This window comes from Streptomyces venetus (assembly GCF_039540295.1).
Lineage (GTDB): Bacteria > Actinomycetota > Actinomycetes > Streptomycetales > Streptomycetaceae > Streptomyces > Streptomyces venetus.
Genome location: NZ_BAABET010000011.1, coordinates 1 through 13,675, shown reverse-complemented (window position 1 = coordinate 13,675; position 13,675 = coordinate 1). Strand labels below are relative to the sequence as shown.

At 71.7% G+C, this 13,675-nt stretch carries 8 protein-coding genes; 7 read left to right on the top strand and 1 reads right to left on the bottom strand.

What is annotated here, in order from left to right:
• Nucleotides 1-36: 36 nt before the first annotated feature.
• The 5 genes from ABEA82_RS30860 (at nt 37) to ABEA82_RS30840 (ending at nt 8,468) form a co-directional block, all read left to right on the top strand.
• Nucleotides 37-1,836: an ABC transporter ATP-binding protein gene (locus ABEA82_RS30860; RefSeq protein WP_345665015.1), complete on the top strand. Its 1,800-nt coding sequence runs from the start codon at nt 37-39 to the stop codon at nt 1,834-1,836.
• The gene (locus tag ABEA82_RS30855) at nt 1,833-3,698 is read left to right on the top strand and encodes an ABC transporter ATP-binding protein (protein WP_345665014.1); all 1,866 of its coding nucleotides are present in this window, start codon (nt 1,833-1,835) and stop codon (nt 3,696-3,698) included. Before ABEA82_RS30860 ends, ABEA82_RS30855 begins: the two co-directional genes overlap by 4 nt.
• A 244-nt stretch (nt 3,699-3,942) precedes the next feature.
• The gene (locus tag ABEA82_RS30850) at nt 3,943-6,003 is read left to right on the top strand and encodes a M4 family metallopeptidase (protein ID WP_345665013.1); all 2,061 of its coding nucleotides are present in this window, start codon (nt 3,943-3,945) and stop codon (nt 6,001-6,003) included.
• Between the two features lie 216 nt (nt 6,004-6,219).
• Nucleotides 6,220-7,869 (top strand): M4 family metallopeptidase, encoded by a 1,650-nt coding sequence (locus ABEA82_RS30845; RefSeq protein WP_345665012.1) that lies wholly within the window; start codon nt 6,220-6,222, stop codon nt 7,867-7,869.
• 59 nt (nt 7,870-7,928) lie between these two features.
• Nucleotides 7,929-8,468, top strand: coding sequence for a DUF1990 domain-containing protein (locus ABEA82_RS30840; RefSeq protein WP_345665011.1), 540 nt, complete (start codon nt 7,929-7,931; stop codon nt 8,466-8,468).
• Nucleotides 8,469-8,543: 75 nt separating this feature from the next.
• On the opposite strand, the gene ABEA82_RS30835 is transcribed toward ABEA82_RS30840, so the two are convergent.
• Nucleotides 8,544-11,162, bottom strand: coding sequence for a glycosyltransferase family 1 protein (locus tag ABEA82_RS30835; protein ID WP_345665010.1), 2,619 nt, complete (start codon nt 11,160-11,162; stop codon nt 8,544-8,546).
• A gap of 290 nt (nt 11,163-11,452) precedes the next feature.
• On the opposite strand from ABEA82_RS30835, the gene ABEA82_RS30830 reads away from it, so the two are divergent.
• Both ABEA82_RS30830 and ABEA82_RS30825 read left to right on the top strand, forming a co-directional pair.
• A complete protein-coding gene (locus ABEA82_RS30830) occupies nt 11,453-12,655 on the top strand; it encodes a S8 family peptidase (protein ID WP_345665009.1) in 1,203 nt (400 codons plus the stop codon).
• Between the two features lie 215 nt (nt 12,656-12,870).
• Nucleotides 12,871-13,675: maltotransferase domain-containing protein (locus ABEA82_RS30825; RefSeq protein ID WP_345665008.1), on the top strand; the 805-nt coding region annotated here is incomplete at its 3' end.

Here is a 13,675-nt window from a genome sequence, read left to right as displayed (position 1 = left end):
GGGCAGTGTCAGTGGCGATCCGTAGGCTCGCTGCTGATGGCCACGACACCCGTACCCGCCCAGGACCGTTCCGCCGTGCGTACGCTGCTGCGTCTGTGGCCGTACGTGCGGCCCGTGCGGGCGCGGCTGTTCAGCGCCGCCCTCGTGGCGATAATCGCCTCGTGCGTGGGTCTGGTGATCCCGCTCGTGCTGAAGTGGCTGGTGGACGGACCGGTCGCGGACCGCGACCCGGGCGGGGTGTGGCTCGGGGCGCTGTACCTGCTGCTCCTCGGCTTCACGGAGGCCCTGCTGTTCGGCCTGCGGCGGTGGCTCGTGGCACGGCCGCTGTCCCACGTCGAGGCGTCGATGCGGGCGGCTCTGTACCGGCACCTCCAGCGGCTGCCGGTGGCGTTCCACGACCGGTGGGCGTCCGGGCAGTTGCTGTCCCGGGCGACCACGGACCTGATGCTGCTGCGTCAGTTTCTCGCCTTCCCGCTGACGTTCCTGCTGGTCAACGGGGTGACGATACTCGTCGGCGTAGTCATCATGCTGCTCCAGGACTGGACCCTGGGTCTGGTCGTCCTCGGGCCCGCGGTGCCCGTCATGGTGACCTGCGTGATCTTCGAGAAGCGGTACGCGAAGGTGGCCCGGCTCGCCCAGGACCAGGTCGGCGACCTCACCACGGTCGTCGAGGAGAGCGTCCTCGGCATCCGCGTGATCAAGGGCTTCGGCCGCCATCGCAGCCAGGCGCGGGCCTTCCGGGAGAGGGCGGGGACACTGCGCGGCACGGAGCTGCGCAAGGCGCGGCTGCTGGCGACGATCTGGGGCGTCATCGTGACGCTGCCGGAGGTGGCGATCGGGGCGGCGCTGGTGGTGGGGGTCGTCCAGGTGGCCGACGGGGCGTTGTCGGCGGGCACGCTGGTGGCGTTCCTGTCGACGGCGCTGGCGTTGCGGTGGCCGGTGGAGTCGATCGGCTTCCTGCTGGCGATGAGCCAGGAGGCGGCGACGGCGACGGAGCGGTACTTCGAGGTGATGGACGAGGACGTCGAGGAACCGGGGGCAGCCGCTGCCGCACCGGACTCCGAGGACAAGGGCCTGCGCTTCGACAAGGTCCGGTTCCGCTACCCCGACGCCCCGCCCGGCTCGGCGCCCGTCCTGGAAGACGTCAGCCTCCACGTCCGCCCCGGCGAATCCATGGCCCTGGTGGGAGCGACGGGCAGCGGCAAGACCACGCTCACCGCGCTCATCCCCCGCCTCTACGAACTGACCTCGGGCCGCATCACCCTGGACGGCGTCGACATCACCGCCTGCTCCAGACAGGCGCTGCGCGCCAAGGTCGCCGTCGCCTTCGAGGAGCCCACGCTCTTCTCGGCCGGGGTCGGCGACAACGTTCTCATGGGGACGGACGGCACAGCCGGCGAGAGGGAGCTGGAGCGCGCCCTGTCCGTCGCACAGGCCGACTTCGTGTACGCGCTGCCGCAGGGGACGGACACCCAGGTCGGCGAGCAGGGCCTCAGCCTCTCCGGCGGGCAGCGGCAGCGGCTCGCGCTCGCCAGAGCCGTCGTCGGACAGCCGGAGTTCCTCGTCCTGGACGACCCCCTGTCGGCCCTGGACGTGCACACGGAGGCCGCCGTGGAGGCCGCCCTGCGCCAGGTCCTCGCGGACACGACGGCCCTGATCGTGGCGCACCGCCCGTCCACCGTGCTGCTCGCCGACCGGGTCGCCCTGCTGTCCGGCGGCCGGATCACCGCGGTCGGCACCCACCAGGAACTGCTGCGTTCGAACGCCGAGTACGCGCACCTGATGTCCGGGGAGCAGTCAGGCGAACTGTCAGGCGAAGAGGAGGGCGCACGATGACGGCGGCCACCACCACACCGGCCGACGAGAAACCCGGCGACGACCGGCCCGGCGCCCGGACCCCCGCCGCCGGCGACCCGTTCGACCAGGACGTCCTGCCGACACCCCCGGGCGCCACCGCCGCCCTCCTGCGCTCCCTGCTCGCGCCCATGAAGGCCCGGGTCACGGTCACGGCGCTCCTGCTGCTGCTCCAGCAGGCGGTCGTACAGGCGGGCCCGCTGCTCGTGGCGTACGCGATCGACCGTGCCGTGCCGGCGTTCCGGGCCGAGGACCACGGGCCGCTGATCGCGGTCGGGGCCGGCTACCTCGCGTGCGCGCTGGCCGCCGGTGGTCTCCAGTTCGCGTTCGTCGCCGCCGCGGCCCGGGTCAGCCAGGACGTGCTGCTCGACCTGCGCGGCCGGATCTTCCGTCACGCGCAGGCGCTGAGCGTCGACTTCCACGAGCGCTACACCTCGGGCCGGCTCATCTCCCGCTCCACGACGGACGTGGAGTCGCTGCGCGAGCTGCTGGACGAGGGGCTCCAGGAGCTCGTGACGGTCATCCTGTCGTTCGTCTACATCTCGGCGATGCTGCTCTGGCTGGATCTGGGCCTCGGCGGCGTGGCGGTGGCGTCCTTCGTGCCGCTGTACGCCCTGGTGCGGCTGTACCAGCGGCGGGCCGGGCGGGTGTACCGGGCGCGGTCCACCGCCATCGCGGCCGTCATCGTCAAGTTCGTCGAGACCATGAACGGCATCCGGCCGGTGCGCGCCTTCCGCCGCGAGGCCGTCAACGACACGGACTTCGGCGCGCTCAACCACCGGCACGAGCGGACCAACGGCGACGCGCTGCTGGAGATGGCCCGCTACGTCACCGGCTCGCGGCTGGTCGCCAACACCGCGGTCGCGGCGATCGTGCTGTGGGGCGCCTACCGGGTCGCGGACGGCACGCTGGCCCTCGGTGTGCTGGCGGCGGCCGTGCTGTACCTGCGGCGGCTGTACGACCCCATCGACCGGCTGGGGATGTTCCTCAACTCGTACCAGTCGGCGGCCGCCTCGCTGGAGAAGATCGCCGGACTGCTCGCGCAGACCCCGTCGGTGCCCCAACCGGAGACTCCGCGGCAGCTCCCGCCGCTCGCGAGCGAACACCCGGGGCGCGAGGTCGTCTTCGACGGCGTCCGCTTCGGCTACCGCACCGGCGGCGAGGTGCTGCCCCGCTTCGATCTGACGGTCCCGGCCGGGCAGACGGTCGCGGTCGTCGGCTCCACCGGCGCCGGCAAGTCGACACTGGCCAAGCTGCTGGCCCGGTTCTACGACCCCTCCGACGGCCGGGTGCTGCTGGACGGGGTCGACCTGCGCGACCTCGCCGTGCCCGAGCTGCGGCGCGGGGTGGTCATGGTGACGCAGGAGGCGTTCCTGTTCTCCGGCACGGTCGCCGAGAACATCGCGATCGGCCGTCCGGACGCCCGCCGGGAGGAGATCGAGCGGGCGGCGAAGGAGATCGGCGCGCACGACTTCATCAGCGCCCTGCCCGACGGCTACGACACCGACGTGCGCAAGCGGGGTGGCCGTATCTCGGCCGGTCAGCGGCAACTGGTCGCGTTCGCACGGGCGTTGCTGGCCGACCCGGCGGTGCTGATCCTCGACGAGGCGACCAGCTCGCTGGACATCCCGGGCGAGCGGGCGGTGCAGCGGGCGATGGCGACGGTCCTGAGGGGCCGTACCGCCGTGGTCATCGCGCACCGGCTGTCGACCGTCGAGATCGCGGACCGCGTCCTGGTGATGGAACACGGCCGGATCGTCGAGGACGGGGAACCGGCCGAACTCATCGCGGGTACGGGCAGGTTCGCGGATCTGCACCGGGCCTGGCGGGACAGTCTGGCGTAGCGCGGAGGCGCCATCAGGGCGTCCCGGCGCGGGCAGCGGGCAACGGGCAACGGGCAAGAGAAGCGTTCGCATAGCGAACATGAACTTCCGGTCAACGAACCGTTTCCGGCCATACTGTTGACGCGCTCCTGACAGAAAGCGCGCTCCCCTGCCACGCTTCCCACGACTGCTCCACGGCAACCCCACGGCAACACCTCCACCTCCCCAGGCCGGGCGACCCCCGGTCCCGCAGAAGGAGTCAGTGTTGAGAAGCAGTTCCTCGCGAAGAGGCACCTCCCACAGACGCACTCCCCACACCCCTCGCCGCACCGCGGCCGTGGCCCTCGCCGGCGTCGCCGCGCTGATCGCCGCCGCCGTGCAGACCGGCACCGCCACCGCGGCCCCCACGACGGCACCGGCGGCCGCGAGCAAGGCGAAGCCCGGCTCGGAGTCGGTCCGGCTCACCCCCGCCCAGCGGGCCCAGCTGATCCGGGAAGCCGACGCCGGCAAGGCCGAGACCGCGAAGGACCTCGGCCTCGGCGCCAAGGAGAAGCTGGTCGTCCGCGACGTCCTGAAGGACAGCGACGGCACCCTGCACACGCGCTACGAGCGCACCTACAACGGCCTGCCGGTCCTCGGCGGCGACCTCGTCGTGAAGAGCACGAAGGCGGACGCCACCGCGTCCGTCGTGAAGGCCACCCGCGCCGCCATCAAGCCGGCCACGACGACGGCGGCCGTGTCCACCGCCAAGGCGGAGCGCCAGGCGCTGTCCGCGGCGAAGGCCGGCAAGGCCAAGAGCCCCGACGTCGACAAGGCGCCGCGCAAGGTGATCTGGGCCGCGAGCGGCAAGCCGACCCTCGCCTACGAGACGGTCGTCGGCGGCCTCCAGGCGGACGGCACCCCGAACGAACTGCACGTCGTCACCGACGCCGCCACCGGCGAGAAGCTCTTCGAGTACCAGGGCATCGAGACCGGCACCGGCAACACGATGTACAGCGGCACGGTCACGCTGGGCACCACGCAGTCGGGGTCGACGTACAACCTCACCGACGCCGCGCGCGGCGGCCACAAGACCTACAACCTCAACCGCGGCACCTCCGGCACGGGAACGCTGTTCTCCGGCTCCGACGACGTGTGGGGCAACGGCAGCGCGTCCAACGCGGAGACCGCCGGCGCGGACGCGCACTACGGTGCCGCGCTGACGTGGGACTACTACAAGAACGTGCACGGGCGTTCGGGCATCCGGGGTGACGGCGTCGGCGCCTACTCCCGCGTCCACTACGGCAACAACTACGTCAACGCCTTCTGGTCCGACAGCTGCTTCTGCATGACCTACGGCGACGGCTCGGGCAACACCCACCCGCTCACGGCCATCGACGTGGCCGGCCACGAGATGACCCACGGCGTCACCTCCAACACCGCGGGCCTGAACTACAGCGGCGAGTCCGGCGGCCTGAACGAGGCGACCTCCGACATCTTCGGCTCGACCGTCGAGTTCTACGCCAACAACTCGGGCGACGTCGGTGACTACCTCATCGGCGAGGAGATCGACATCAACGGCGACGGCTCCCCGCTGCGCTACATGGACAAGCCCAGCAAGGACGGCGCCTCCAAGGACAGCTGGTACTCCGGTATCGGCTCGATCGACGTGCACTACTCGTCGGGCCCCGCGAACCACTTCTTCTACCTGCTCAGCGAGGGCAGCGGCACCAAGACCATCAACGGTGTCACGTACAACTCGGCCACCTCGGACGGCCTTCCGGTCACCGGCATCGGCCGGGACAAGGCGGAGAAGATCTGGTTCCGCGCACTGACCACCAAGTTCACCTCGACCACCAACTACGCGGCCGCCCGCACCGGCACCCTGGCGGCCACCGGTGAGCTCTACGGCACCGACAGCGCCGAGTACAAGGCGGTGCAGGACGCGTGGGCGGGCATCAACGTCGGCACCCGCTCCGGCGGCGGAGGCGGCGGCGGAACGTCCTTCGAGAACACCGCCGACGTGGCGATCCCGGACCGGGGCGCGGCGGTCACCTCGCCGATCACCGTCTCCGGGCGGACCGGCAACGCGCCGTCCAACCTCCAGGTGGCCGTGAACATCGTCCACACCTACATCGGCGACCTCCAGGTGCAGTTGGTCGCGCCCGACGGCACGGCGTACACGCTGAAGGGGTACGGCACCGGCGGCAGCGCGGACAACATCGACACCACGTACACGGTGGACGCGTCCTCCGAGGCCGCCAACGGTGTCTGGCAGCTGCGGGTTCAGGACAACGCGGCCGTCGACACCGGCTACATCAACAGCTGGAAGCTGACCTTCCCGTAGGCCGCGGCGCACGGTCGGCGGCACCGGATCAGGGCGCCGTCCCGGCGGGTTCGACTCCCCCGGGACGGCGCCCGCGCCTTTCCCGAGGCGCACACACCACGCCGTCGATTTCCGGCCAACATCACAGGCCCTCCTGACATGTACGCGTCCGGGGTGCCACTCTTCCTCCACCCGCCGCACAGCACTCCAGCAGTTCCCCCACACTTAGGAGCTCGTGTGACCTCCCCTCTCTACGCGCGTCACAAGCGCACCACGCTGGCCATCGCCACCGCCGTCGCCGCCGGCGCGCTCCTCACCACCGGGCTGACCTCCGGCACCAGCGCCGCCGCCGACTCCGCCTCCGGCAAGCCGGCTCTCGCCGCCGCACCCGTCCTGCTCTCCGCGCCCGCCCGCACCACGCTCATCAAGGAGCAGCAGGCAAACGCCACGAAGACCGCCGACGAGATAGGCCTCGGCGCCCAGGAGAAGCTGGTCGTCAAGGACGTCGTGAAGGACGCCGACGGCACCGTCCACACCCGCTACGAGCGGACCTACGCCGGCCTTCCGGTCCTCGGCGGCGACCTCGTCGTGCACGAGTCGAAGTCCGGTGAGACCAAGGGCGTCACCAGAGCGACGAAGGCCGCTCTCAAGATCGCCTCGCTCAAGCCCACGGTCACCGCCGCCAAGGCGGAGAAGCAGGCCGTGACCCTGGCCAAGGCGGACGGCTCGGAGAAGACCGAGGCGAACTCCGCGCCCCGCAAGGTGATCTGGGCGGCCGACGGCAAGCCGACCCTCGCCTACGAGACGGTCGTCGGCGGCCTCCAGGAGGACGGCACCCCGAACGAACTGCACGTCATCACCGACGCCGCCACCGGCAAGAAGCTCTACGAGCACCAGGCCATCGAGACCGGCACCGGCAACACCACCTACAGCGGCACCGTCACCCTCAGCACCACCAAGTCCGGGTCGACGTACAACCTGACGGACGGCACGCGCGGCGGCCACAAGACGTACAACCTCAACCGCGGCACCTCCGGCACCGGCACCCTGTACTCCGGCTCGGACGACGTCTGGGGCAACGGCAACCCCTCCAACACGGAGACCGCCGCCGCCGACGCCCACTACGGCGCCCAGATCACCTGGGACTTCTACAAGAGCGCCTTCGGCCGCAACGGCATCCGCAACGACGGCAAGGGCGCCTACTCGCGCGTCCACTACGGCAACAGCTACGTCAACGCCTTCTGGTCGGACAGCTGCTTCTGCATGACCTACGGCGACGGGTCGGGCAACACCAACCCGCTGACCTCGCTCGACGTGGCCGCGCACGAGATGAGCCACGGGCTGACGTCGGTCACGGCGGGCCTGAACTACAGCGGCGAGTCCGGTGGTCTGAACGAGGCCACGAGCGACATCTTCGGCGCGGGCGCTGAGTTCTTCGCCAACAACTCCTCGGACGTCGGTGACTACCTCATCGGCGAGGAGATCGACATCAACGGCGACGGCTCCCCGCTGCGCTACATGGACAAGCCCAGCAAGGACGGCGCGTCCAAGGACTCCTGGTCCTCCAGCCTCGGCAGCGTGGACGTCCACTACTCCTCCGGCCCCGCCAACCACTTCTTCTACCTGCTGTCCGAGGGCAGCGGCTCGAAGACCATCAACGGCGTGACCTACAACTCGCCCACGTCCAACGGCTCCACGGTCACCGGCATCGGCCGCACCAAGGCGCTCCAGATCTGGTACAAGGCGCTGACGACGTACATGACGTCGACGACCAAGTACGCCCAGGCCCGCACGGCGACCCTGAACGCGGCCTCGGCCCTGTACGGCGCGAGCAGCGCCGAGTACAAGGCGGTCGCTGCCGCCTGGTCGGCCGTCAACGTCGGCTGACCGAAGCTCGACCGAGGGCGGTACCCGGATCCACGACAGGTCCGGGTACCGCCCTACTCTTGGTCACTGTGTCTCATCCGGATCCGAAGGACTTCACCTACGCCGACGTCGGCGCCACCCGTGAGCAGGGCTTCTGCCCGCCGGGCTTCCACCCCATGAACGTGCGCACCCGCCTCGGCGAGGGCGAGGAGGTCTTCCGCCGGGCCTCGGAGGCGGTGCTCACCTGGGAGATGCACCGGACGATGGGCGTCGGCGTCGACACGAGCGCGGACCGGGCCGCCCCCGGCGTCGACGTCACCGTCACCCTGGCCGGCATGATCAAGGCCCCCTGCCGGGTGGTCTGGACGGTCGAGGAACCCCGCCGGGCGGGCTGGGCCTACGGCACCCTGCCCGGCCACCCGGAGACCGGCGAGGAGTCCTTCGTGGTCGACCGCACGGGCGACGGCACGGTCTGGCTCACGGTGAACGCCTTCAGCCGCGCGACCAAGTGGTACGCAAGGGCCGGAGGCCCGGCGACCCGAGGCTTGCAACACGCATACGCCCGCAGGTGCGGCAACGTCCTGCGGAACATCGCAACGCAGGGTGAACAATCACCCTGAGGGGCGCGGGGCTGTATCGATGTGCGGCTCCGCCGCGTGGGCGCGACAAGCCCCCCGCGCACCCGCAGACAACACTCAACGCATCAACAACCCAGCCGCCTCCACAAGCTCCTCGGACGGCCCGGCCACAAGCCCCAACTCCGCACTCGAAGCCAACAGCCGATGCGCGGGGAGGATCCGCACCGTGTACCCAAAAGGCCCGGTGCGATCCAGGGACAAGGCCCCTTCGTACACCCACCGCCCGTCCCGCTCGGGCGACCCGACCGGCTTCAGCGGAACGATCGTGGCATCACCGATGCGGTCCTCCTCGTCCACCCGCCCCGACACGACCTGCACATCCACGTCGTCCGGCCCGAGCCCCCCGAGCCCGACCCGCACCCGCAACCCCAGCGTCGTACCGAGCTCGGCCAGCGCCTCGGACGCCGACGTCTCCACGTGGTCGACCGTGACGCCCGGCCACTCCGCCCGCACCCGGCCCTTCCACTGGGCGAGACCACGGGCCGTGTCCGGATCCATCGACCGGTGGGCGAGCGCCGCCGGCGAGTAGAGCCGCTCGACGTACTCGCGCACCATCCGCCCGGCCAGCACCTTCGGCCCGAGCAGGCTCAGGGTCTGGCGCACCATCTCGAGCCAGCGGTCGGGCAGCCCGCTCCGGCCGCGCTCGTAGAAGCGGGGCGTCACCCGCTGCTCCAGCAGGTCGTACAGCGCCGCGGCCTCTATGTCGTCGCGGTGGTCCGGATCGGTCGCCACCCCGTCCGCCGTCGGGATCGACCACCCGAAGTCGGGCTGGAACCACTCGTCCCACCAGCCGTCGAGGACGGACAGATTGAGACAACCGTTGAGCGCGGCCTTCATTCCGGACGTGCCGCAGGCCTCCAGCGGCCTGAGTGGATTGTTCAGCCAGATGTCGCAGCCCGGGTACAGCTTCTGCGCCATCGCCATGCCGTAGTCCGGCAGGAACACGATCCGGTGCCGCACCCGTGGGTCGTCCGCGAACCGCACCAGCTCCTGCACCAGCCGCTTCCCGCCGTCGTCCGCGGGGTGCGCCTTGCCCGCCACGACGATCTGCACCGGCCGCTCGGGGTGCAGCAGCAGGTCCATCAGCCGGTCGCGGTCGCGCAGCATCAGCGTCAGGCGCTTGTACGACGGGACGCGCCGGGCGAAGCCGATGGTGAGGACGTCCGGGTCGAGGACGCCGTCGATCCAGCCCAGCTCGGCCGTGGCGGCCCCGCGCTGCCGCCAGGAGGCCCGCAGCCGCTCCCGGACCTCCGTCACGAGCTGCTCGCGCAGACCCCGCCGCAGCTCCCAGATCTCCTGGTCGGGGATGTCGGCCACCGCGTCCCAGCGGTCCGAGCCGCCGACGGTCAGCGCGTCCTCGGCGCGCTGCACGCCGATCTGCCGGGCGCCGAGCCGGAACACCTCCGGGGCGACCCAGGTCGGCGCGTGCACACCGTTCGTCACGGAGGTGATCGGCACCTCGTCGGCGTCGAAGCCGGGCCACAGCCCGGAGAACATCTCGCGGCTGACGTTGCCGTGCAGCAGGGACACACCGTTGGCGCGCTGGGCGAGGCGCAGACCCATCACGGCCATGTTGAACAGGTTGGGCTCCCCGCCGGGGTAGGTCTCGATACCCAGCCGGAGGATGCGCTCGACGTCGATGCGCGGCAGCTCGGCGTCGGGCCCGAAGTGGCGGGCGACCAGCTCGCGGTCGAAGCGGTCGATGCCGGCCGGGACGGGGGTGTGGGTGGTGAAGACGGTCCCGGCGCGCACCGCCTCCAGCGCCGAGTCGAAGTCCAGACCGTCGGCGCAGAGCTCGGCGATCCGCTCCAGGCCGAGGAACCCGGCGTGCCCCTCGTTGGTGTGGAACACCTCCGGCCCGGGGTGCCCGGTCAGCCGGCAGTACGTGCGCACCGCCCGGACCCCTCCTATGCCGAGCAGCATCTCCTGGAGCAGCCGGTGCTCGCTGCCGCCGCCGTAGAGCCGGTCGGTCACGCCGCGCTCGCCGAAGTCGTTCTCCTCGACGTCGGAGTCCAGCATCAGCAGCGGGACCCGGCCGACCTGCGCCTGCCAGATCCGGGCGTGCAACTGCTTCCCCCCGGGCAGGGCGAGGGCGACCTGGGCGGGGGTGCCGTCGGGCTCCTCCAGGAGGACCAGGGGCAGCTCGTTGGGGTCGAGGACGGGGTAGTGCTCCTGCTGCCAGCCGTCCCGGGAGAGGGTCTGGCGGAAGTAGCCGTGCCGGTAGAGCAGCCCGACGCCGATCAGCGGCACGCCGAGGTCGCTGGCGGACTTCAGGTGGTCGCCGGCCAGGATGCCGAGGCCGCCGGAGTACTGCGGCAGGGCGGCCGTGACGCCGAACTCGGGTGAGAAGTAGGCGATGGCGGCGGGGAGTTCGTCGGGCTGGGCCTGGTACCAGCGGTCGCCGGTCATGTAGTCGTGCAGATCGCCCTCGACCGCGGCGAGGCGGCGCAGGAAGCGGCGGTCCTCCGCCAGCTCGGCCAGGCGCGTGGGCGGCACGCTGCCCAGCAGCCGGACCGGGTCGCCACCGGAGGCGGCCCACCGCTCGGGGTCGACGGACTGGAACAGCTCACGGGTCTCCGCGTGCCACGACCAGCGCAGGTTGCGGGCCAGGTCGCTGAGCGGCCGGAGGGGTTCGGGGAGAACGGGTCGGACGGTGAATCGACGGATCGCCTTCACGGGTTCCACCTCGGCGCGTTCGCTGGTTGACGCAGGGCTTTGACTCAGGGCTTCATCGACGTCTCCTACGACAGTACCGGCGTCGGCGCCGCCGCCGCCGAGGCTCCGCCGCCGGACCCCCGATCGGCCGGAATCGGCCCATCTCCGGATATGGCCGATTCCGCCCCCACAGGCGTCCTTGTGGTGTTTCACCCGTCACGAGAGGCTTCCCGTGGCGTACCCGGCCCGCGCCCGCCGCCCGCGGCGCGGCGCGGCAGCCGTACGCCGAGTCGAGGAGGGGAACTCGGACCATGGCACGGACGCGCGAACGGCGTCTGCGCTGGACGGGGGGCCTGACGGCGGCGATCTGCGCCGCGGTGTTTTCGGCCATCACCCTGCCCGCGCACGCCGTACCGGAGGGGCGGATACTCGGCGCCGGAGAACCCGGCGCCGTGGACGGCAGTTATCTGGTCACATTGAAGAAGGGCACCCTGGCGCCGTCGGCGGCCGGAAAGAGCCTGGCCGAGCGGTACGGGGTGGGCATCAGCCACACCTACGGCACGGTCCTGAACGGCTACGCGGTCAGCGCGGACGCGAGACGGGCCCGGCGGCTCGCCGCCGACCCCCGGGTCGCCTCGGTCGTCCAGGACACCCGGGTACGCCTGGAGCGCACCCAGCGCAACCCGCCGTCCTGGGGACTGGACCGCCTCGACCAGCCGGGCCTGCCGCTGGACCGCGGATACACCTCACCCGAGTCGGCGGGCGCCGGGGTGACGGTGTACGTCATCGACACCGGCGTCCGGACGACCCACCGGGACTTCGGCGGCCGGGCGAGCCACGGCTGGGACTTCGTCGGGAACGACGCGATCGCGGCGGACGCCAACGGCCACGGCACGCATGTCGCCGGCACGGTCGCGGGGAGGACCCACGGCGTCGCCAAGAGGGCCCGGATCGTCTCCGTGCGCGTCCTCGACGCCGCGGGCGGGGGCACCACGGCCCGGGTGATCGCCGGGGTCGACTGGGTGACCCGGCACGCGCACAAGCCCGCGGTCGCCAACCTCAGCCTGGGCGGGTTCCGCAACGCCCAGCTGGACGCCGCCGTCCGCACCTCCATCGCCTCCGGCGTCACGTACACGGTCGCCGCGGGCAACGACGGCCGGCCCGCCGGCCTCTACTCACCCGGGAGCGTCAAGCAGGCGATCACGGTCGGCGCGACCGACCGCGGGGATACAAAACCGGCCTTCTCCAACCACGGCCCGGCCCTCGATCTGTTCGCCCCGGGCGTCGCCATCACCTCCGCGTCCGCCGCGAGCGACACCGCCCAGGCCACGTACTCGGGCACCTCGATGGCGTCCCCGCACGCCGCGGGCGCGGCCGCGCTGTATCTGGCGGATCATCCGAAGGCGACTCCGTCCCAGGTCGGGAGGGCTCTGACCACATCGGCGGCGACCAAGAAGATCTCCGGCGGGGGCCCGGGCTCGCCGGACAAACTGCTGCGGGTGCCGGGCGGGTAGGGCGAAGCCGCCGCCGTGCACAGGGGCCGGCCTCGTCCGTCACGGACGAGGCCGGTCTTGTGTGTCGACATACGCGTGAGTAGTTAACAAAGTGCCGGATTGCCCACCCGAATAGGGTGGGAAGGCTCCTCCGGGTAACCCTCTCAGGAGCACCACGCAGGACCCACCTCCCCATAGACATCCGCCCACCCACGTTGACGCGGACAGGAGCGGTCATGCCCGCCAAGCACCATTCGTCACCACCCCCGACCCGCCGCACCGGGGCGCGCGCGCCCGGCGGCGAAGCACACCCCGTACGCCCGGCCGACGCCGGTCCACCGGCCCCGCAACCACCCCCCGCGAGTACGGCCACCGCCGTCGGGCGCATACCCGTCCTCGACGTCCGCCCGGTCGTCCTGCGGGGGCGCCGGCCGGCCAAGGCCGTGACCGGCGAGAGCTTCGAGATCTCGGCGACCGTGTTCCGGGAGGGGCACGACGCGGTCGCCGCCAACGTCGTCCTGAAGGATCCCGAGGGCAGGCCCGGGCCGTGGACGCCGATGCGGGAGCTGGCCCCCGGGACGGACCGGTGGGGCGCGGAGGTCACCGCCGGCGAACCCGGCCTGTGGACGTTCACCGTGGAGGGCTGGGGCGATCCGATCAGCACCTGGCGCCACCACGCCGAGATCAAGATCCCCGCCGGCATGGACACGGACATCGTCCTGGAGGAGGGCGCGCGCCTGTACGAGCGCGCGGCCGCCGGTGCGCCCGAGGGCGGCCCGCGGGACGTGCTCCTGGCCGCCGTGGACGCCCTGCGGGACGAGGAACGCCCGGCGTCGGCGCGGTGGGCGGCGGCGTTGACGCCGGAGGTGGACGAGGTCCTGGCCCGGCATCCGCTGCGGGATCTGGTCACCACCTCCGAACCGCTGCCGCTGCTGGTCGAGCGGGAGCGGGCCCTGTACGGCTCCTGGTACGAGTTCTTCCCCCGCTCCGAGGGCACCCGCACCCAGCCCCACGGCACCTTCCGCACCGCCGCCCGCAGAC